This window comes from Halorubrum distributum JCM 10118 (assembly GCF_000337335.1).
GTDB lineage: Archaea > Halobacteriota > Halobacteria > Halobacteriales > Haloferacaceae > Halorubrum > Halorubrum distributum.
On record NZ_AOJN01000004.1, the window covers coordinates 1 to 22708 of the forward strand.

General features: G+C 54.8%; 10 protein-coding genes and 1 pseudogene. 3 read left to right on the forward strand and 8 right to left on the reverse strand.

From position 1 onward, the window contains the following. Nucleotides 1-178: pseudogene (locus tag C466_RS16335) on the forward strand (ISH3 family transposase); the annotation flags it as partial. Nucleotides 179-761: 583 nt separating this feature from the next. Here C466_RS16335 and C466_RS16715 read toward each other — a convergent pair. After that, nucleotides 762-932, reverse strand: a complete 171-nt coding sequence (locus C466_RS16715; protein WP_160163039.1) for a hypothetical protein — start codon at nucleotides 930-932, stop codon at nucleotides 762-764. Nucleotides 933-1280: 348 nt separating this feature from the next. Here C466_RS16715 and C466_RS16720 point away from each other — a divergent pair, with 348 nt between their 5' ends. Beyond that, nucleotides 1281-1457, forward strand: coding sequence for a hypothetical protein (locus C466_RS16720; RefSeq protein ID WP_160163038.1), 177 nt, complete (start codon nucleotides 1281-1283; stop codon nucleotides 1455-1457). A 177-nt stretch (nucleotides 1458-1634) separates the two neighbouring features. Here the strand turns inward: C466_RS16720 and C466_RS00310 are convergent, their stop codons facing one another. The 6 genes from C466_RS00310 to C466_RS16345 all read right to left on the reverse strand — a co-directional run bounded on the left by C466_RS00310 (nucleotide 1635) and on the right by C466_RS16345 (nucleotide 20396). Continuing rightward, the gene (locus C466_RS00310) at nucleotides 1635-3611 is read right to left on the reverse strand and encodes a phospholipase D-like domain-containing protein (protein WP_004599477.1); all 1977 of its coding nucleotides are present in this window, start codon (nucleotides 3609-3611) and stop codon (nucleotides 1635-1637) included. After that, on the reverse strand, nucleotides 3601-9054 hold the full coding sequence (locus tag C466_RS00315) for a DEAD/DEAH box helicase (protein ID WP_004595545.1): 5454 nt from the start codon (nucleotides 9052-9054) through the stop codon (nucleotides 3601-3603). The genes C466_RS00310 and C466_RS00315 overlap by 11 nt, the downstream gene beginning before the upstream one ends. After that, on the reverse strand, nucleotides 9051-14540 hold the full coding sequence (locus C466_RS15660; RefSeq protein WP_239641160.1) for a DEAD/DEAH box helicase: 5490 nt from the start codon (nucleotides 14538-14540) through the stop codon (nucleotides 9051-9053). Before C466_RS15660 ends, C466_RS00315 begins: the two co-directional genes overlap by 4 nt. 39 nt (nucleotides 14541-14579) lie before the next feature. Beyond that, nucleotides 14580-15332, reverse strand: coding sequence for a hypothetical protein (locus C466_RS00335; protein ID WP_004595541.1), 753 nt, complete (start codon nucleotides 15330-15332; stop codon nucleotides 14580-14582). Nucleotides 15333-18702: 3370 nt separating this feature from the next. After that, nucleotides 18703-19566, reverse strand: coding sequence for a hypothetical protein (locus C466_RS17100; protein WP_193366037.1), 864 nt, complete (start codon nucleotides 19564-19566; stop codon nucleotides 18703-18705). A gap of 2 nt (nucleotides 19567-19568) precedes the next feature. Further along, the gene (locus C466_RS16345) at nucleotides 19569-20396 is read right to left on the reverse strand and encodes a hypothetical protein (protein WP_239641161.1); all 828 of its coding nucleotides are present in this window, start codon (nucleotides 20394-20396) and stop codon (nucleotides 19569-19571) included. A 348-nt stretch (nucleotides 20397-20744) separates the two neighbouring features. Between C466_RS16345 and csa3 the strand changes: the two genes are divergently transcribed. After that, entirely contained in the window at nucleotides 20745-21395 is a 651-nt protein-coding gene (gene csa3, locus C466_RS15665; protein ID WP_004595537.1) for a CRISPR-associated CARF protein Csa3, read from the forward strand. Between the two features lie 49 nt (nucleotides 21396-21444). Here the strand turns inward: csa3 and C466_RS16350 are convergent, their stop codons facing one another. Beyond that, the gene (locus C466_RS16350; RefSeq protein ID WP_152418547.1) at nucleotides 21445-22671 is read right to left on the reverse strand and encodes a hypothetical protein; all 1227 of its coding nucleotides are present in this window, start codon (nucleotides 22669-22671) and stop codon (nucleotides 21445-21447) included. Nucleotides 22672-22708 lie beyond the last annotated feature (37 nt).

Sequence of the window (22708 nt, forward strand, 5' to 3'; positions counted from 1 at the left end):
CGTCTGGCGGTATTTACACTGGGAATACGTGGCGACGCCCCGCCGTGGGGGGCGTCGCCTCTGGAAGTGGTCGTTCAAGGAGTTCATCACCATGATTCAACGGGCAGCGTGGACGGCCCTCGCGACGCGTCGGGCCGTCCCCGCAAACCGACCACCAGACGACCGGTTTACTCGCTAATCTCCGACCGGGCTAGCCTCCGCCAGGAGTGGCAACGCTGTCGCGTCGGCGGCAGCCGCCGCCGACAGCGACAGCTCTCCGTCGGTTCGTCGACGATCTTCTCGTCAAGACCACCCAGCACAACCGCTCCGCCACAGAACTCAGGCTTCAGAAACAGCTAGCTGAGGATGCTTTGTGAGGTACTGAGACTGGCTTGGTTTTCACCGCAGCGCAAGGGCCTGATCGACCGACATTCTCGCGCAGAGGGGGACAACCCTCAGTTCTTCTAGAAATGGGCGAACAAGAAGGATATGAAGCGATTGTGTCTATCGGACCCTATTCTATCGAATACGCCACCTCAACAGATGCGCATCAATATCTAACCGCGGAGGTCGATAACAGTATATCCGGGGTGCCACATCTCAGTTACCTATCTGTCGACGATTGCGCCGCGTTACTGGGCGAATTCTTCAATCCGCGTCTGGATAGTTACGTTGAGAAATCTAACCAACACTCCCTGGAAAATTTCTAATCATCTACTGATTTTACGGTACTATTTCGATTGTCAGTATTCGATATAGATCACTTAGCGAGCTAAATTTGTTCAAATGTTTGAAATAGGCATCTCAACGCGGAGTATCCCGTTCGTGTCGACGCTAATGATCACCCCGGTAGTCTCCGGATCACCGGCCCAGTGGATTCCCTTCGCAGGCAGGTCGATGTCGAACTCTTTCGTCTGTGCGCGACCGCCGTGGACCGATTGCTTCGAGGCCATACTGAGTGCTGGCCCGCGACCGTAGGTTAGTCTGACTCAAAGTTCCGAACGGTTCCAGATTGGAGTAAATCCCGAATTGTCCTCGAATTAGACTTGTTCCAGATGAGCTTCCGGACCGTCGAACCCGACGAGACTGTACCGTTTCGATCCACTGTGCTGTACGATATCGACGAGGTTGTAGTGCTCCAGATTCGGTAGGTGGTTCTCACGCAGGTACCGCAGAGTTACAGGGTCATTGTGTATTCCTTGGTACCACGCGTACAGCTCTTTCTGGACGAGCCCTCCTTCCTCCTTGAAGACTTCGTATAACACGCGCTGATGAGTGTTCAGATTTGAGGTGGTCTTCTGGTGGACCTCGTGCTAGGCGTGGGCGACCGCGTCGTCAACGAACCCAACTGGAATCGTCGACAGGCCCTCTTGGGAGGCCATGTGTGCGCCGATCCGCAGCACCGCGATCGCCTGTCACGCATCTCCTTCCGTGAGGCGCACGATCCGCGCGAGGATGATCCTCGTCGACGGCGCTGAGGCCGAGTCCCTCGCGGGCGCGGCGGGAGAGAATGCGGCACAAAAGAGGGCGGTCAGAGGCACAACTCAATGTCCGCCCATCTCCACTTTCAAAACACACATATGAAGTCTCCTCGTGAGCGATCGAACCACCGTAAAAAAACGGTTGGTAGATCTCTCAGTTGCGGACTGCTGCAATCATACGTAGTAGGAGGGATAGAAGGAGCGTCGCGGTATTTCCTGAAGACTTGTGAGGTCGACTTCGTCAGCCTCTGAGAGCTCCCAGACATGGTCAAAAAAGTCGATTGCGGCGGCGACGAAGTTTGAGTTCTCAGTATAGACGCCGCATTCTGGATTCCAGTTGTAGCTGTTTTCCATAAAATTCGCGGAGCCTAGGAGTGCAGCGCCCTCGATCGAGTGCCCAATCGTCTGGAGTTTTGCATGAACACCGAATTCAGCGAGATCAGTTTCGTCCGTCTCACTCGTGACCCGCTGATACTCTTTGTATCGAGAGTACGTCCTGATTGTGACGTTCTCGCGGTTCTCTTCGAGATCGCCGAGGAGGTTGTCACGGAGACGCTCCCACTCCCAGCGTTGCTTCGTATGCCGCGTGAGAAGGCGAAGTTCGTAGCCATCTCGAAGGAGGCTTCGAAGTTGGGAGGTGTACTCGGAGAAAGTGTCATCGTCATACGGCGTCATGATACGGACGACGCGTTCCTCGAGGTCACGCTCTTGTCCACGCGTAAAGAGTCGGTCGGTCATCTCCGTGAAACGGCGCAAATCATTGTCTCGCTGGTCCTTCCAGTGCTTCAAGCGTGCACGTTCACGCCTCAGTGCGGGTTGGTCGTCGACATACTTCTCCATTCGTTCCTTACCGAGGGCATCCGGATCCGGGAGTGTGTAGACGAAATACGTCGGGGCGATGGTGTCATCATCGACACCCATAATGATCGACTCGATAACCTCCGATCGTACATGTGGTGTTTCCGTGAGCGTGACGTCGGTGAGAGAATCTCGCCAAGAGAGGCGCGTGTGGAGTGCTTCGAAGAGGTCGTCACGGAAGGCATCGTAGCGGTCGACACCTCCAGGAGCGTCAGGAACGGTCTCGAACATGAGTAGGAGGTCGTCCTGAAGCGAGCAGTCAACGCCGGGTAGGTTGGCGACGATTCGGTAGAGAGAGTATGGATCGAGGTCGAGAACATCAGTGAGTGGGGGGAGTGCGATAGAGTGGAGTTGTGGATGTGCGTGAATCGTGGCGAAGAGATCGAGCACCGTCGTGACAGACTCATCAGTAGGATTACCTGGGAATGTGCTTGCGACAGTGTTGTCATCAACAGTCACACCGGCGCGTGTAACTGTCCGCTCCTCGGGGTCAAGAGCGGTCTCAAAGGTATCGACGTCGTCTGTGACAGCGATGTGAGTGTCGTCGACTGCGTCAGCGAGTTCGGCGGTCGATGTCCGAACTGGGTCGCCGTACTTAGCGGTAGCGAGTGCGTTAAGTGGGGTAGTCTGCGTGACCTGCGTCGGTGTGATACTCGTGCCGGTATGAGTAGCCGCAACGCGAGCGATAAGGCGAGGGTCGTCGAGTGTTGTGAGCGAATTGATAAGAGCGATCGCCATTGTTGGGAGCGTCGAATCTTGTTCAAGGCGATCGATCGTCTGCATGATTGTCTTGTGGTCGAGAATGACGCCTTCCGGGTAGAGGTCAAGGAAAGCGAGCGACGAGAGGAGTGGCGCGATAAAGTTCCGGTCTTCGGCGTCGCGAATGAGTGTCTCGAGTTCGCTTCTGGGGAGGCGATCGTCGTCAATAGAGGCGAATTCGCGAAGAAATTCCTGGATGCGTGGTAGTTGATGAGCGGCGACAAGACGAATAGTTTCACCGGGTTTCTCAGTTGAAAGGACGAGGCGACCGCGATCGGTTAACTCGCCGTCATCGGTGACGAGTCCGAGTTCGGTCAGGAGAATGTGATGTACATCGGCGACAGTCTCGGTAGAGCGTTCGTCGTTCGTTTGGAGGACGGTGGCCGTATGGTGAGGTTTGAGCGCGTGTGAGAGAGGGGTGTCGGTCGCGACGGCGCAGACAGCGAGGTAGAGACTCTCGGCTGAGACACCCCAGAGGGTTTCCGGGGAGCGTGTCCGCAGATCGATGACCTCATCCGGGGGATTACTTGTCATTGTTCGCCTCAATATCGCGCTGTGTGAGCGTCAGTCCTCTGTCGATGAGGGTCATGAGGTCGTCCTTCGCGATTGTCTCCGGGTCGTTTTGATTTTCACAGCCGTACTGGTAGATACAGAACGGGCAGCCGGTATCGCAGTCACACTCGAATGCCTCTTCGATGAGGGTGATCGCAAGGTCGAATTTCTCTCGCGTATCGCCGGCTCCCATCGTGAGAAGCACGGTGACGCCGCTACCGCCGGTCTCATTATCGAAGACATAGGTTCCGTCCTCGCCAAGCGATTCGGGGACAGCACGTACGCCGACGCCGCCAATGTATTGGAGAGCCATGCGGACGCCATGGGAAAACGCGTGTTCGAGGTCTTCGTCATCGAACTGGATGCGAACAGCTTTGGTGTCGAATTTAGTTGCGAGGCGGACAACTTCCGTGTCATCCGTGGAGTGCTCGGGGTGCCGCATACAGTAGGCAGTTTCGTCGGTACGTGCGATAACGCCGTCACAGTTCTCCTTTCCACAGAGTTCGAACACGTTCGGCAGCGGATCGGATCCGCCACCGATATAGTGTGCTCGGTACTGGCGGACTGAGGATTTGATCGTGACGTCACCATAGTCGAACCGCCCCACAGCGTTCCCGTCCCCAGTCGTGATGGTAAACGTTTTTTCCGGATCGGGTTCGAACGCGGTGACGTTCGTCTCGGTGGGTGCATAGGTATCCTGGATCTCCGAATCTGACTGATACAGACGTGTCGGGAGGAGAGGGTCGCCGTTCGGAAGCTGACCAAGCACGAGGTCGGACTTGTATGCAGTGACGCGCTCGGGAACGATCGTCTTCAAACGTTTGAGATCGCTGCAACATTCCTCACAAGGCCCCTCACCGAGGTTGTATTCGGAGCCGCACGTGGGACAGATCGCGGCACTACTCTCGAGTTGCGATGTTTGGTAGGCGTGCGCGCGGACGCCAGTGACGACGTAACGCTGGTTGTCCGAGTGGAGGTAGGCCGCACCGGGATGGAGTTCGGAGAGTGCGATGCGAATCGGGCGAGACTGTAGGTTGTCGGTGACGGTCTCGAAGTCCTCACCGATGAGTTCGTACTCAACAGTGTCCTCGACGGATCGGAGACTAAACGGTGTGGTGCTGTGTTTTTCGAGGAACGTTCCGTAGTCCATCCTTGCGAGCCGATCCAGATACTGGTTCAGATTCGCACTCCGATTCTGTAGTCGGTCACGCTTATCCCGCTGCTCGACGCGGTCATCTGCGTCCTGTCGACGGCGATTTCGCCGGCCACGTGATTCCAAGCTAAGCTCATTAAGTTGGTCCTGAACTTCCTCCAGTTCATCGAGTATGTCGTCCTCGAAGCCGAAGTAGCCCTCGACAAATTCATCGACGAACGCTGTCATCGCCTCCTCAATAATATCTTCATGTGCACTTACCGCGGAAACGACGAAACCCTCACACTCCGACTGACTACAGGGGCCCTCGTAGCCCACATCGTGCTTCCGGCCACAGTCGCGACAGTAGCTGAAGCCGAGAACGTCCTCAAGCCATGCACGGATGTCGGACTGATTCTCCTCGAACGCCGTCTTGAGCGCCTGAAGTGGTGCCTCTTCGTCGATAAACTGGATGGCTTCGTTCTCACTTGCGAGGAGTGCGGTGAACGTCACGATGTCGTTCGGTCGGGGTTCACTTCGAGGGACGAGATCCTCCTCACAGTAGACCTCGTCGACGACATCACTGCTTTCGCGGCGCCACGGGATCCAGAATTCGGCAGCGAAATAGTCGAGAATTGCCCACGTCAACGAGATACGGAGCACCTCTTCGTTGGTCTCGTTGAGGGGGACGGGCTGTGGGTCGGCCTGAATGAGCTCGTTCGGCTGTTCGTAGTAGTAGTAGTCGATCGGGTTGCGCTGGCTGATTGAGTGGACAAGCGACGACCCGGACTGGCGGCCAGCGCGCCCGATTCGCTGGAGGTACGAGTTCGTGTTCGGCGGAGTACCATAGAGGAGGAGTGCGTCCAGATCACCGATGTCCATTCCAACCTCCATTGCCGGCCCAGAAGAGAGGAAGTTGGGGTAACGTCCCTCTCTGAACTGGTACTCGATACGTCTGCGTTCATCTTTCTCCGTGAGTCCGAAGTAGGCGCGGGAAACGAGCATCAGCGGATCCGAATAGCTCACGCGGTAGGCGGTTAGATCGAAGTGTGGATGGGTGAAATTACTTCGAGCCTCGTAGTTGGCGCCAAACGTTACCGACTCAAGATCTGAATCGAGGTCGGTACACGCCATGTCGAATGTCGAATAGAACGTGTCCGTCGTAGGAGCGTACGTGATCGATGTCTCTGCGTCGACAGTGGTACAGCACACGCAGTTCTCGTCGAACCCGACGAGATATCCGGAGTCGGTCTCGATGCGGCGGAGGACATCTTGTTCGATAAGTGCTTCGACGTGTCGGCCGGCGTCCTCAATCTCGTCACTGAGCGAACCGACGTACTGTTTACTCTGTTTGTTCAGTTCCTTGAGGACAGCTCGTTCACCCGATGCGAGACTGTTCCAATCGACGTCGAGTGTTATATCGACCAAACCATCGGAAGGCAGGTGGTCGCGGGTCCGCCAGCGATTGTTGTAGCGCCCGCGGAGAACACGCGCTGCAACTTCCTCTTTGAGGAAGTCATCGACGGATTGGCGATAGCCAGTCATAGCTTCTAGGAGTCCGCCATCCCCCTCGGTGAGCATCTGCTCGTACTCCGTAGCGCGCCCGATAACCTTGGACTGTAAGTCCGCAAGCGACAGCCAGTCTTCCTCACCCTCCGCGAGCGTATCGACGACGAGTTGGGTGAGAAAGAGTGTTTGTTCGGGTTCGGAGAAATTGCGGTTGAGTTCTTTCATATCGGACTGGCTGTCGGCGAAGGAGAGAATCTTCGCCTCTCGGAACGACTCCGCGTCGTCGACATCCGCGATCTTGCGGAGAAAGTACTGTGCGGTCGTGACGGCAGTGTTCCCGGGCCCGCGAATCATCGACTCGTAGCGTGAAGATTTTCGGTAGGTCTTCCGCGGGTCGTAACAGGGCACGGCACCGTGAAACGAGGAGGGTTTCCGGATCTGTCCAAGTTCGTCGACGAGTTTGTACTCACGGAATCCGCGAACGGAGGGTGAAATTTCGGGAGCATCGCAGCAGCACTCCGCTCCGGGCAAAAGGTCGGTATCACAGTTCGAGCAGTGATCAATAGCGTTGATGTCGAGGAGTCCGGTACGGGCGAAACGTCGTTTCCCGCAGTCACAGGTGTTCGGAGGTTCTCCGAAGTAGACCGCGTCACAGTCGGGGTCGCTACACGACCAACCAAGATAGCGTTTCGGCCGTAGCGCACCACCACAACTACACTGATGGCCGGCCTCTTGTTCGTTGGAGTTTCCGCAGTCTTCACAGTAGAGAATAGAGTTGTCACTGAGTGGCTCGAGGTCGTGAGAGTGGCAGTTCTCGCAGACAATCTCGGTGTCAGTCCCCTGCGTAACATCACAGTCCGGATTCCGACAGATGAGCTGGTCCTGGTCGTCGCTAAGAATCATGACGGTGTCGCAGTCCGGACAGTGAGTGATTCGATCGATTTTCTGACGGTCGCCACAGCCTGAGCACTCGTAGTAGGGGCGCCAGACTGTCCGAATTGTCTCTGTCCCGCAACTACACGTATGGTCTTGGAAGTACTCGAAGCGCCCTTCACCGGATGTGACATTAAGCGGGGCAAGTCGCTCGCAGTCGGGGCAGAACCAGGATTCGAGTGCTTCCTCACCACAGTGATTACAGTACGCTAGCTTAGTGACAAAGTGGTGGTCACACTGCGAGCATTCGGACTGTGGGGTATCGTAGACGGCCGCACAGTTGACACAAGTGTAGTAGCCATCAAGTGGCCAGCTGAAGAGGTGTGCACGACTCTCAAGGACACCGGAGAGTTGGCCGAGTGTAACAAAGTTATCAACGAGTCTCGCGGCCTGTTCATCGGAAAGATCGTACGTCTCCGCGAGCGTTTCACGGAGGCCGGCTGGCCGCTGTGCCTCCTCGTGAAGCATGGTGTAGAGAGCGCGAATGATCTCGAAGTCGTCGTCCACCTCATTCAGGAGGATGTCGTAGAGTCGGTCGCCGGTAACGCGCCGTCGCTCGTCGGCATCAGCAGGCAGATCCCCAAGAACATCTATGACGCGTGATTCAGCAGAAGTCCATTCCGAGGACGTATCGGCGAGTCGGGCCGGATCGACAGTGTGTTGGACGAACGGTTTGGGGAGGTCGTCGGGGAGTTGACGCTCAAGCGTTCTTGGGTCTTCCTCGACAACGGTAATGTCGGCGTCTGTGAAGGGGTTGATGCGTTGGAAGATCGCGCGCTTGTTCTCGACGGTCGCGCTTGCACCGACGAGTCGGAGGTCGTCGTCCGCATCTTCGTCAAGTCCCAGCAGCGACCGCCGAGAGCGGAGATAGCGTCGCATTAGTGTCGCGGTGAACGACCCGAAGAGTTCGGAATATTCGTGAATCTCGTCGAAGACAACATATTTTGGTTCCGTAACGAACACCGCCTGTTCGTCCTGCTCATTAACATTAAATAGCCGATAGTTGACGGTGTCGGGATTGGTAAGAAGAAGGTCGACTTCTGCCTCAACGATCTCCTCGCGAGTAAGTTCGATAAAGTCTAGATCGATATCCATCTCCGCAGGTGAATCGTGGGTGACCCGATAGCCGTCCTCGGTTCTCTCGACCATTAGCGACGCCGTGCAGTTGCTGCAGGGACACTCAAAGTAATTAAACGAGGTGTTGAGATACGAGTAGGCGTCCGGATCGTTATGCGGAGTGTCGCCGTCGAAGATGCCTACAGTGATCCGGTCGGCACCGGTTCGAGTTTCGTTGAGTGTAGAGAGATAGTCAATTAGGCGCTTCAGTTGATCTTGTGCAAGCGCCTTCGTCGGATAGGTGAGGACGCACTTGACGCTCTGCGGGTCGGCGTCATGATAGCCAGCCTTCGCCTCACAAATATACTGGAGAATTGGAATGAGCCAGCTTTCGGTCTTTCCGCGCCCCGTTCCTGCGGTGACCAAGGTGTGGTTGTCGTCGAGCATCGCGTCCACGGTGTCCTCCTGGAACGCGTAGAGTCGCTCGAATCCAGCCTCCGAGAATGTACGGACGATGTCATCGTGGAGGCCGTCAGGCGCGTCGTCAGCGATTGAGGACCGACCTTCGGCAAACTCCGGCCAAGAGGTGGCGCTCTGTCGTGGCAGATCGAGCGCTTGGAGAAATGGCCCACGCGTTCGCATGAAATCTGGGAGTCGATCGTGCAGCGACTGCTCCGTTCCGCCCTCGTAGCGCGAGATGATGTCTTTGAGTGTTGCAGTATTCTGGCTGGCGACGTAGTGGTCGCCATATGCGCGTTTTAGGTCTTCAGCGTGCTCGAGTGTATCGTGGCTCATGAATCAGTTGGTGGCGAGTTGGTGGTGGTTGTATTATTCGATGCGATCGTCGGCAGTCCGTTTTCGAAGTAGTCGAGGACGCTATCGCGTGTAAACGAGCGTGGCTGATTGTGTTCGTCGCAACCGTACTGGTAGAGACACAGTGGACAGCCGTTCTCGCAGTCGCAGACGAAGTGGTCGCGGATCAGTTCCATAGCGTGCTGGAAGTTCTGGAAATCGCCTCCGTCACGTTCGACGAGTAGTTTAGCGATATTTGCTCCGCCCTCTTGAGCATCAAGCAGGTCGACATGGTCGTCGGCTGTCGTTTCGTTGAGCTCCCTGATATTTACCCCGCCGAGTGACTGGAGTGCGACGCGAAGGCCGTGGACGAAGGTGTGTGACCGTTCAGCATCCTCAAGTGCGACACGGACGCCGCTCGTCTTGTAGGAGTAGCCCAGGCGGACATACTCTGAGTCGGTGCCGCGTCGGTTCGGGCTATGTTCGGGGTCCGCCGAGCACTGCGTATGGCCGTTGTCGTCGCGATAGACGACACCAGTACAGTTCTCCTCCCCACAGACCTCGAAAGGCGTTTGTCGCGGATCCGTCTCTCCATTTTTGTACTTTGCACGGTAACTCTTGGTGTGCGTGAGAACGGTATAGTCGCCGTACTCGAGTGTCCCGATTGGTGTGTCTTCACCATCCTGAATCTGATACGAATTTATGGAATCGAACTCTAGAACAGACGTCTCACGCTCTGTATAGGTATTTTGGATCTCCTCTTCGGGTTTCTGATAGAGTTCGCGGGCGGGGGAACCCCCCTTGCTCATGCGGAGATCGTCGCGATGGGCTTCCACACTGTCCATTGAGACGAGCCTCCGGCGTTTGAGCGGCGCGTCGTGGTCACAGGGGCACTCGGATGCTGAGAGCGGCTGTGCTGTGTGGCACGCACTACAGATCTTCTCCTCGGCAAGTTGGTCGGCATCGGTGTCGGCCTCGGCGACTTGCTCGCGAAGGGTCGACGACTCGAAATCGTCCGTGCGGAGGTGACTGACCACGTACGTCTCGTCGTCATCGAGATAGGCAGCTGCGGGATGGAGTTCCTGAATGGCCATGCGGACGTTCCGCCCGCCGTAGCTCCCGCCGACTTCGCGGCGCTCATACTCGCCGTCCTGTTCCGTGACCAGTGTGAGTCCGACATTATTTGAGACGTTCCGCATCGTGAACGCGAACTTGCTGGTGCGGGCGTTCTGGAGAAAGTCGGAGTAGGACTGGCGCTTGAGTGTGTCGAGATGGTCTTGAAGTGCACTGATTCGCTCCGCCACCGCGCTCTCGCGACGGCGAAGACGTGTCGCTTCATCACGCGCAGCGCGGCGTTTCTCTCGACGAAGTTTAGTCCGCTCCTGACTCAATAACTGCTGTTCCTCAACGAGACGGTCACAGTACGTCTGATACTGATCCAAATAGCGATCCTTGAAAGACGCGACGGCCTCATCAGCGAGTTCACCGAACTCAACCTGTGCGTCGAGCACTCGGCCATTACATCCCTCGATATCACAGGTATCCACGGTGACGGATTGGTCGTATTTCGCGCTACAGTCAGTGCAGTACTGGTACGCCAGTAGCGAGCGCACGTACTCGCGTATCTGACGTTCCTTGTCGCTGACAATCGTGCCGAGTGCGGCGAGTTTTGAGACATCCGTGTCGAGGCCCAACTTCGAGATGGGGAGCGTCATTAGATGAGTGAGCTTCCCGTAGTCAGCATCGTCTGTGTCGCTGTCGCGACGTTTGAAGTCGTCACCCCCTGAAACGGTTGCGTTCGGTCCCCAGCCGTCTATCTCCCACGGCACGACGAAGTTTGCCGCGATATAGTCGAAGACAGCCCATGAGAGAGAAACCCGAAGAACTTCCTCGTTGTGTTCGTTGAGCGGGACAGGTTTCGGGTCCGCACTGATGAGAGCCGTCGGCTCCTCGTAGTAGTAGTAGTCGATCGGATTGCGTTGACTGACGCTATGGACGAGCGAGGAGTGTGAACTGCGACCTGCGCGACCGACGCGCTGGAGGTATGCATTCATATTCGGCGGCACCCCGTACAGAAGAAGAGCGTCGAGATCGCCGATGTCAACACCAAGTTCCATCGTCGGTCCCGAGGAGAGGAAGTGTGGATAGTTTCCCTCACGGAAGAGGTACTCGAGTTCGCGCCGTTCGCGTTTCTCTGTCATTCCGAGATAGACTTTCGCGATGAGGATTCGTGCTCGTGAATACTCGGCACGGTACGCCCGCTGATGGAACTGCGGATGGCTCGGATCGGCACGCTCTGCGAGCGTTGTCTCGAAGGGGACAACATCACGTGAACGGAGTCCGAGTTGCCCGTGCCACGAGGGCGAAAATTGTTCCGAGTCGGGGTTGTACTGAATCCCGTCTGAATCACCAGCGAGCGTCAACTCGATCACCCCCGGATTCAACGAGAGATACTCCTCACTGTCTTCGTCAAGGATGCCACGTTCGACGAGTGAGTTGATGATGTCATCACGAGGACGATCACCGAGTTTGTCTGCGAGTGAGTCAGCGGGACAGCCGTTTCCGGCCTCAGCGACGCTCCGGAACAAGTCACGCTCGCCACCATCTAACTCACTCAGAACTGCTGGATCAACGCGAATATCGACGATACCGTCCGAGACGAGCGAACCCCCTCGTTCCCGAAAACGCTGCGTGTAGCTGTGGGGAATTGCTCGTCGACGGAGTCTGTCTCGAATCGCATCCTCGGCGTCCATGAACCGGCGGGCACGGTCGACAAGGTGGCTCTTCAAATCGAACGTGACGTCCTGAAGGCTCAGAGCTGGGCTCAGTTCGTCGTCTAGCTTGTCGATACACGCTAATGATTCCGCGAGGATATGGTCGAGAGATGCCCACGAACTGTCAGCGGTGCGGATCGCCTCGATAATTGCTTGATCAAGGAGTGTCTCAGCTTCTGGTTCGTTGAAATCGCGGCCGAGTTCCTTCATATCCCGGTGAGAGTCGGCGAATGACAGCATCTTCGCCGACGAATAGTCCTCGTCGTCTGCGGCCTCGCGGAGTAAGTATTGTGAGGTGGTGACGGCGATATTATTTGGACTTCGGACCAGTTCGTCGTAGCGCTGACCGATCCGATAGCCGAGTCCCTGATGGCGACACGGGACGATTGACGGATGGCCGCGAACCGGTACAACATTTGCGTCTGCAGTGACAGTCCGGTAGGACTGGAAGGCGTCCGCTTGCCTCTGGAGTTCTGCGTCGCCACATTCGCAGGACGATCCGGGGAGGACGGCTGTATCGCACTCGGAACAGTAGTCGTTCTCGAAGACTTCAAAGAGTCCCTTTTTTACGAACTTCTCGCTGCCACAGTCGCACTCTGTCGGCGGTGTCGACGAGTAGTACCGACGCGTACAGCTGTCGTGTTCACACACCCAGGGGATGAGTCGGGTGTTCGCGACTGAATGTCCACACGTGCATTGAAGTGGCGTGTCCGTGGCTTCGTATGCCCGCCCACAGGACTGACACTCGACCGCCGTGTCACTCTGTTGGAGTACACGCTGCCCTGTACTGCAGTCGGAGCAGCCCGAATCTGCATGTTTTGTTCGGGTACACTGGGGATTCGTGCACGTCCACTCATCAGCGGCAGTACGAGTCATCGCCGCCCCGCACGTACAGGTCTTAATAACACTTCGCTCCTCGATGGAGCCACAAGACTGACACTCCAGTTCGGGCGTGAACGTTACTCGGAACATTCGGACTTCCTCATCGCGTGTTGTCCGACAACGTCCGCAATACTGTTCGTCTCGCGATACAAAACTCCCCTCCTCAGACGGTGTATAAGACTCGAGTTGGTCGCACTCGGGGCAGTACCACGCCACGAGTGCTTCCTCAGAACAGCGACGGCAGTATGTCGCCCGAGTCACCAACCCCGAGTCACACTCAGCACATGTGTCTTGTGGTGAGCGATAGACGGCAGCGCATTGTGCACAGGTGTAGAATCCGTCAAGCGGCCACGAGAAGAGGTGGCTCCGGTTTTCGAGTAAGCCCGAGTACTCACCGAGTCTGCGGAAATTTTCGAGGACAGTCTGCGCTTGGGCATCGGTGAGTGTGTACTCTGCCTGGAGGCTTTTTAGGAACTTCTCGCGCGTCCGCGGTTCTTCAGCGAGTTCTTGGTGCAGATGCTGGACAGTGTGTACCGACGGATCTTTGGATGTTGTGGTAAGATACTCGAAAAGGGCGTCACCGAGGAGTTCGTCGAGGCTCTCGTTGTCGATCTCACTTGGATCGTTTATATTCGGTTCAAACCCATCAAGTGCCATCGGATATGGCTCTTCGTCACGGACTGCACGACGCAATTGAGAGACCGTAATCGATTCCTCGTAAAACTCGCCCGGTATCTCATCGAGCGGGGGCGGATCTAGCGTACGTGGGTCCTCGTCGACGTGCGCGACGTCAGTCGCTCCACTGATTCGGCGGAATAGTTCGACATCATTCTCGACAGTGGCGCTGCTCGCAATCACTTGCGGAGCACCAACGTCGCGTGCCTTGCGAAGTGCACGGATGCGCTTCGTGAGTGTCGCCGTATAGCTCCCGAAAATCCCATCGTATGTATGGACCTCGTCGAAGACGAAAAACTGGGGCTCATAGACGAACGCGTCGTGCTCGTCGCTAGCGTTCGTGTTAATAAGTTTGAGGTTTATCGTGTCCGGATTCGTGAGGAGGATATCGACACCCTCGTTGAGGATTTCGTTCTTCGTCAACCGGAGGAAGTCCAGCGGGACATCATCGACGCACTGTTTCTTTTCGGGCTCGAGTTCGTATCGCTGACCGGCGTTTCGGACGTGGACACTCTTCCCGCAGTTCTGGCATTTTTCGAGTGTGTCGTTATAGCCCGGACATTCGAAGTACTTGAAGGTCGCATTCAGGTACCCTTCTGCGCGAGAGGACATGTTACTCGGCGTATCTCCGTCGTAAATTCCGACCGTGATGCGGTCGTTCGTCGGGAGTTCCGCGTTTATCCGGTAGAGATACTGAATCAAACGCTTCAACTGGTCTTGAGCGAGCGCTTTCGTCGGATATGTGAGGACTGCCTTTACGTCGTCCGGGTCGCTCTCGTCGATTTTCCCTTGGTTCGCATTCAGGATGTAGTCCAGGATGGGAATAAGCCACGCCTCAGTCTTTCCTCGGCCGGTCGCAGCAGTGATGACCGTGTCTTGGCCGTTGAGAATCGTATCGATACTCCGTTCTTGAAAGTCGTAGAGCCGCCGGAACCCGATGTCCTCAAAGGCTAGTCGGACGAGTGGATGGATTCCTACGCTCTTACTGAACGAGAGCCACGACTCTGTGCTCCAGTTCGCGACATCAAGAGCCTGTAGGTATGGACCGCGAAAGCCGATGACTGACTCCTCTCCGTTGTCGGTAGCCTCAAATCGATGCGCGACGTTTCGCGCCGCTCGTCCACCCGCGCCGATGAAGTGGTTCCGATAGGCGTCCATCGCTGCTTCCGCCCGTCTGGCAGGATTTTCCATCGGTGTTTAGAGACTCACCTTGATCGTGGATCGGAGCTCAGGAACGTCCAACATCTCGTTGACACTCTCGTCGGAGAGGTCGTCGAGATCAACCTTTCCCTCTTGACTGAGTGTCTTCAGATCCTCTATCGTCTGCTCTCTCAGGCCGTGACGTCGACGGAACCCCTCCCAGTCTGTATCGAGATTTTCGAACCCCTTCTCGATGCCCTGCCATCGTGATTTGAGCCGAGAGACTGAGTCGTTCGGATTGAGAATGGATTTGAGGAATGAGCGATACCGGCTGATAGTATCCATTGCATCCGGATCCTCACCAACAATCTTCTGGATACTCTCTGCGGTGCTGGCATCACTGAGTTTCGTTCGCTGAATCTCTTTCAGTCGATCATTAATTAGACGTAGCTCATTATTCACTTTCTCTCGCGTCGTCCGGACATCATCGATGTGGCTCGACAGCGAACGGTTACTGTCGTCGATCATATCCAGAATATCCTCTTGAGGGGTGTTTGTGAGTGATCGCACTTTGTCGCGGGCAATCGCACCCTTCGGGAGCGATTCACCGAAGACGTCGGTGAGGATCCCTGCTTGGCGTTCGAACTCCTCAAGCGAGTTTTTGAGTTTGTGAAGGGCGCGGTTCAATTCCTTTAGATCCTCTTCCGATTGAGCGACCTTCTCTTCAGTATTCGTGCGGGTGTCATACTCCACCGCCTTCTGCTCGAGGCTATCGAGTTTTGACTCAAGTGACGTGGTCTGTATTGCCATAGTTAGTTCCCTCCAAGTGTATTCTCAATATCACTTCTCCGCTGCTCGTACGTTTCAAACTCCGAGAGGTCTCTAACCCGATCACGGAAGCCGACATCGTCTGGGAGCGCGACACCCTCGGCTTCGTCAATCATCGCCACGATCGCCTCATAGATCTCCCACGCCGATTCATCCGATCGACTCTCGTTGTAATCGTGAAGTGTCGAGATGAGTTCGTATCCACGCTTATCAGAGATATCCTCGAACTTCCGCATCCGCTGTCGGAATCTCCCCAAGTCGATATCTGCGTCGCCTGCCACGGTTTTACGAGCTTCTTTCCACGACTCATACTTGCTCACATCCATCTCGTTGAGGACCTCGTGTAGCCGTGTGAGTGCGTCGTGCAGGTCCTCTTGAGCGTGATTCGTCTCGTAATAAGTTGAGACGGTCTCGATAGTCTCGGTGATATGCGCAGCATTATCTTCGGCCGAGACGCTATCGAGTATCGTTGTATAGTCTTTCACGCGCTCGAAGAGGTCATCGACTCCGTAGCCTTTCGAGCGAGTCGTACTGATCTGGTAGGCGCTGTGCAGGTCGGCTGTGTCGATCTGCATCGCCTGTAGTAGATACCGCTCGAGATTCTCCGAGACGCTCTCGACGGCCTCGGAAAGCCGCTCATGGTCGACGATATTCGACTTGATGAGGAACAATCCCTGCGCGAGATTGTACGGAGCGTTCCGAGACCTGAGAAGATGTTTTGTTGCATCTTGTAGATCACCTGGTTGCTCATCTTCAAGGCCCGGAATGAAATCGCCTCCATTCTCGGGGGGTTTCTCAAACATCATTTCTTTGTCAATCTCACGTCGGCCTGTCATCGCATTGAGAATGAGGAACTGTGAGAGCACGGTGAATTCCTCGATGTTCATTGGGTCGATGCATGCTTCTAGATCAGCACGCATCTCTGTCCGGAAGTCAGCGATCTGTCCATCTGTCCATGCACGGAGGATATCGTAGTTGAGATCGTACTTATCCTCTTGCGGGAACTCGCCAGACTCGCTGATACCGTACCAGAACAGTGGTTCGTAGATATCGTCGTATTCGATACCGAAGTCGAGGTCAAAACTCAATCCCTGTCGCTCGTCGGAGCCGGTGATGGAGACGGGTATGTCCGCACCCCGCGTGTAGTAGATACCGTGAACACCGTCGTTTCGTGCATTCAGGTTCCCGAGAAGCGTCGGGTCATGCCACTCGTTGAGAACCCCGGCAGCGCCCTCTCTGAGAACTGTTGAGCTATCGTACGTATCACCGACCTTGATCCAGTTCCGATACTGGAGAAGGTATTCTTTGACTGTTGACGAGTCGAGATCGGTATTTACCGGGATGTGGATATCCGGGCTCTCAATATCGATGGTGATCTCGTCGCGTGCATCATCGTAGACGGCCTCAATCGTGGTTGAGTCAGCATCTGGCGCGTTAAAGTGGATCTTCCCGTTGCTGTGTGTTTCTCCTTGTTCTTGGTTATCAACTAGTACACGCACACCGCTTCGGGGTTCGCCGTTAATGCGCGCTGTGACCGTGATTTCGTCGCTCACAGTCGGTGTCTTCGGGTTGACTGTGAGTGCGACCGACGTGTCATCGGTAGGTTCAACAACACTGACTGTTGTTGTGTCTGTCTCGCCACCTTTGTCGGCTTGGAACGTAACATCGATCTCCTCGTCCGGCAACCGAACAGAAGCGAGGCCGTCCTCGTCGGTCGTCGCCTCCTCGTCGCCGTCCCGACGAATGGTGACGCCTCCTTCGCCACGACCGTCAAGCGTCGCCCGTAGTGTGATGTATTCACCAGGGTGGAATGTACCCTCTTGTACACCGAGATCGAGCGTAGGAGCAGGAACATCCGCCTGGAAGTACGCCCAGTCGTCGTCAACGTCAACATCGGTAAGTGGGACATTGAACGTTTCCGGGATCTGGCGATGGACGCGAAGTCGGCGATCCGTCGTCGCGCTTCCATACCACTTGCCGAGTCGCTGGAGACTCTCCGAGTACGAAAGATCGACCGGAGAGGGAAACGGTTCGACGTATGGGTTGTCTTCAATCGCGTCGAACGGAGGCACAGTTGAGCTGAGGCATTCCCGAATGACCCGCATTAGGAGGAGGCGGGGCGTTCGGCGTTTATTTCCGTCTTGGATGAGATGGTTGTAAGACTCCTTGATAAACGTATCATTGAACGGATAGAGGCCATCGAACGATTGGACCACATCATCAGGGAGTGACTCGTCTGTGCTCGATTCCTCGATGATAGTGGACATATACTTCCGGGCGAGTTTAATCGTGAGATCGCCGTCAAGGAAGTACGCCCGGCCATCATCGTCCGTCGTGCTGAGGTAACCCTCAGCCCGATCTTCCATGTAGGTACTGATTCCCTGGCTCGTACCGAGCGCACGGGAGAGGTCGTCCTTCTCCCAACCAGATGTCCACCCGAGTACGACGTCGTAATGCCCGCTATCGAGCTGGAAGATGTGATCGAGCAGTTGCTCTTTGAGAACGGTGAACGTCGTGAGGTCTTCACAGATGAGAACAGGCCGCAGGTCGCGTTCCTTGTATTCGTCTGATAGCTCCTCGAGTTTACCCTGAAAGTCCTCAACCCCAAGGTTCCGAGAGAGGATCTCGTGGACCTGGCTCTGTAGAGCAGGGAAAAGCGTATCAGTGCCCTCAGTGGATCCAAAAGCAGATATTGCGAGGTCTCTGTAGTCCTTCTTAGTAATGAGGTCGGACATCCGCTTTTCGCCCTCGCTCGTCGCTGAATCCTGATATTCAGAGATATTCTCTTCGAGGATGCCCCGGAGGTCAGTCGCGTTCGGACGGTCCGCAGTAAGGGCCTCAATTTCGTCCTCACTGAACTGTTCCATCCCGGCGCCGAACGCCTCCAAGGTAGTAATGATTGCATCCGCGACCTTCTGGGGATCAAGGTCGGAGACGTTACTTACTGTGACATCGGTGCCGATCGGCCCGGAGATGATATCGAGAATATCACCGATACCCGTCTTACTTCGAGAGACGTGGAGGGCAATATNAATATGTGTCTCATCGCCTTCATCGGGTTCAGCGCCTATCTGGTACTCAAGCCACTGGCAGAGTTGGCTCTTTCCGCTCCCCGTTTCACCTCGGAGAATGAAGATGCGATTATCGTCGTCGACATTCGATTTGAGTATTGCGTCGCGAAATTCTTCTTGGGTGACGAACTCGTCGGTTCCCTCGTGAGGGAAGAGATAGTCGGCGCGGATCTTGTCGATATCGATGTGCGTTTTCAGGAACTGTTCGCGCGACTTCTGATGTGCCTCCGGCGTCAGGTAGTCGCGGACGACGCTATCTTCCCAGAGCTTCGGCATCGAACTCATTGTGCGCTCACCTGCTCAAACTGCGCGAGCGGATACTGGTAGGCGGGCGAGTCTGGTATTGGATTGAGGTCATATACACTGACTGACCGGGAACGCTGTGTATGCACGGATTCTGGTAGTGTAACTTCGTTTTTTGCGTCGGACAACCCTTGGAATTCGAGAATCTCTTCGGCCTCCATGTTTTGTAGAACATCCGAAACTGCGGGATGTACTCTCGGTGATCCGGTTGTTGTCTCAAAGACGTTTAAGAAATTCTCCTCGATCCACGTGAGTGCGCTATACAGGTCGGCATTATTTTTTTGTTGCTCGTAGAGTTCGAGAAGGTCGTAGAGGAGGCGGCGGCACGGGCTTAGGATTATGCCGCGGGACTCCGTCTCGGAGATGAGTCCGATTTGTGCACCGAGCGCTCGCCACATGCGGAGTTTCGTCTTATTCCATGGAAATTCGTATTGATCGAGACTACCCTTTACTTGCGGGAGGAGCACATCCAGCGTGATCGATCGATCTGCGCTTTCGAGCGCGATGTTTTGAACCAAAGACAGGTGATCTTGTGGATGCGGCTGCTGGCGGAGGTGGTAGAGAAGTCGTGCCTCAAACGCGAGATCCGGGAAAATATTGCGGTTCATCGGGGAGACGACACGATCGTCGCCCCCGCGTTCGAGGAAGTCGGTTGTGTGTAGGAAATCGACACAATCCCGGACATTGTCTTCTTTTTCCCGAACGAAATCCGAGATAATATTCCGCATTGGGCGGTCGCTAACAAGCGACTTCTTGATGAGTTTTAGTTCTCTCATCCGAACTGTATTGTAATTAATTAACGCCCGTTCCGGCTTGTCTATCGCATGTTGATAGTCAGTCATGGCTAACGGAGGTCTGGATCGGTCTGCTGATATTCCTTGAGCTGTGCTCTGTCGAACTCACAGACGCGGAGTGCGTCGAGCATCTGGTTCGCAATGTTCTGGGTTTCGCCGCGTTCAGTCCACGAGCGGAGTGCGTCACGTATGCGCTCGGAATAGTCTTCTAGAATATTCTCGAGATCGTGCTCGATGAAGTAATAAAGAGGCTCCCAGACGGGACTGCCCGAGGGTGCACGCGTGTAATCATAGATTTCCTCGAGCGTGTCTGCGGGTGCACCGTGCTGCTTGTGGTATTCAGATGAGCGGTGATAGTGGAGGTTGCGTGTTTTGGAGGCTGGGAGGGCAGAATCAACGTGCTCCTCAAGATACCGACTTGAGAGGATTTTGTAGTCTTTCACAGCGACATCGTAATCGTCGACGATTGACCGCCCGGGTTTCTGTATATACGTTGGGAGGCGTGGTGCAGTCGTATCGGTGACGAGAATGTAACGCTTGCTCTCTTCAGTAGCACGGTTGAGCAGTGCACGAACAAGGTCCTCTTCGCCGTACTCCTTGATCCCTTGGTTGGTGGTTATGTGGACAAGTGGGAATTCAACATTATTGACAGCATCTGTGATTTCCTGTGAAGAGTGGTGGGTGTAGTCGATCAGTTTGAAGTCGTTGTCGTAGACATCCGCATGAATGACTGTATCCACATTGAGTTCATCAAAGAACGGAAGACTGCGGAGTTGAGCGCGTGCCTGACGGCCCTTTTTTTGTAGTTGATGATCCCGCATAACGACTATAGGTGTCGTTGTCCGCAGAATCTCATCAATAGGGGGATGGCTGGACACACGTTCTCCTGAATAGTGACGTGTCATAAATTATTGGTTGGTGTCTTAGGGCATGCCGCTACGTTGTGGTTTAGTCACGATTGAATTCTTGGCCGGTACATAGTGAACTATGCTTGCAGGTGGCATCAGCTATATAATATAGTTTTTGTATGTGTTATCATTATTGCAAATTGGAAGAGTAGACAGTGAAATATCCCAAAAATCCCGGATTTTGAATACGTACAATTATCAAGAATCGATAGAGTATCCAAATCTCGGCACCTCAGTCAACTGGGCGGACACATTTAGATCGAACCGTTTCATCTGCACGCAACAGTACTATATACGTGGTAGACTGGAGACAGAATAGTGAAAACATATATCGCACCTATAGGATATGATAGCACTCGAGTCACACGCCCCATCCTCGGCCAGGGTGTCGAGCGCAACACTCAGATTAATCTCCTCGTTCCGACTACGACTACGGACGACAGCCGTGGTGCACAAGCCATCGACGACGTTCGTCGGATGGTAGAACAAATCGAACCAAATATTGACATCGAAACTACCGAAGTCCCACACGAGGACTTCGAAGCAGCTATTGAGATTTGTGGATCACTCATCGACAGCGCGAGCGGTGATATTGTCGTCATATTTGGCGGTGGCGCACGCGATATATTCCTACCGCTCACCGTCGCTACGCTCTCCCGAACAGATCAAATCCGGACAAGTCACCAATTTAGTGATATAGACGGAGAGGTCCGAGAGCGTTCCTTACCGGATCTTACAGCGAGTACGCCGGCACAGGCAGAGTCGACACTCACTGCCATCAGCGCACTTGATGCGCCCGTGTCACTTACTGATATCACTGACAATGTTGATGTCTCGAAGAGCACCATCACCCGGCACGTCAAGATTCTCGAACGCCGGGGACTCGTCACATCGGAAACTCACGGTAAAACAAAAGTCGTCAAGTTGACCCCAACAGGCCGGTTGCTTTTATCGCGGGAACAGTCGTAATTGAAAACTCATTTTGTACCATCCGATAGACGAGTTTTGTTCGTTCGTTTCAGCTACTATCCTCGGGAATCCACATCTGAGATTCCTTCTCTACAGAGAAATCTAAATCTGCGAGAGTATCCAATCCCCGTGACGTGAGAAGTCCAGTGTGGAAGAGCACGGCCTTGTACTGGAATAGCGTGTTTGTGTGGTAGTTTTCTTCTCGATCGAATACGTCTAACCGTATCTTTTCATCCCGTAGAGCCGCTCGCCGTGTCTTCGGATCCGTGCTGAGAAACAAGTCGATAGCGAACTCCGGTCGACGTCTTGCAAGACGTTTTGCGACCTGATCGACCCGAAATCTCTCGGAACCCTCTTCAGCGATGTTGTCCAAAACGTTGAGTAATTCCTGCGTCGGCGGATACTGCAGAATCGCGTCTCGTGCTACGATCCCCATCGCTGGTTCGACGTCGATCAGTCGCTTCTGAGAACCGTAATACTCGCTAACTTTCTCCAGCGCAGGCAGTACACCATCATGACAATACGAGAGCGTCCGTACTGATTCTGTTCCTTTTGGAGTCAGTGTGGGTTCACCACTCCCAGTTACGACTAGACCCAGTGCTTCTGCATCTAGTCGTGCATCCGACGTAGTGCCGATAACGTATTCCTCACACAGCGTTTCAGCGTCGCCATCGGCAGCAACTGCAAGCGCATACCCGATTGCATTTTTCGGATGGTTCTTTTTCAACTTCGACGGCACATCACCTCCGATTCGAGCATGAAATCGGATCGTCTCGGTAGACGGTGTCGTTGATGCACCGACCGCTCTCGGTTTCTCGGCGACTTCCACTCTCTCAGTTTCATTAACCAAGAGGAGTCCAATGTCGAGTTCTCCGGCTAAACGACGGTGGATCGGTTTAACACTCTGCTTCGGAACTGCTGCGAACCCGAGATTAACCTCGTCAAGATGTGCGTGTGCCTGTGTAATTGCCTCAGCGACATTAACGGAATCACCAGAGTGACCCTTAGCTTCGACGGCGCACAGTAGTGGTGAGATGACCTGTTCCGTACTCGTTTCAAACGCATCTGGATTCGGTACAGCCACGAGAGCATCTGGACGCCCCGCAGAAAGGTTCAGTGCATTAATCGGTGAGAGTCGTTCGATTGTCTGATCGGCAACCTCAGTATCTCCCCATTGATTCACAAGGAACTGCGCATCAACAATTGCGTATCCGTGCTCTGTGCCGTCGGTGACGAGGAAATCCTTCGCCGCCGCCAGCACGAGCGGTTCAATCATCTAGTTCACCGACGATCTCGGTGAAGATTAATGATTG

Coding starts and splice junctions, on each gene's coding strand:
- C466_RS15660 (WP_239641160.1), bottom strand. CDS start 14,540: ATGGACGCCTATCGGAACCACTTCATCGGCGCGGGTGGACGAGCGGCG.
- C466_RS16715 (WP_160163039.1), bottom strand. CDS start 932: ATGGCCTCGAAGCAATCGGTCCACGGCGGTCGCGCACAGACGAAAGAG.
- C466_RS00335 (WP_004595541.1), bottom strand. CDS start 15,332: ATGGCAATACAGACCACGTCACTTGAGTCAAAACTCGATAGCCTCGAG.
- C466_RS00310 (WP_004599477.1), bottom strand. CDS start 3,611: ATGACAAGTAATCCCCCGGATGAGGTCATCGATCTGCGGACACGCTCC.
- C466_RS00315 (WP_004595545.1), bottom strand. CDS start 9,054: ATGAGCCACGATACACTCGAGCACGCTGAAGACCTAAAACGCGCATAT.
- C466_RS17100 (WP_193366037.1), bottom strand. CDS start 19,566: ATGACTGACTATCAACATGCGATAGACAAGCCGGAACGGGCGTTAATT.
- C466_RS16350 (WP_152418547.1), bottom strand. CDS start 22,671: ATGATTGAACCGCTCGTGCTGGCGGCGGCGAAGGATTTCCTCGTCACC.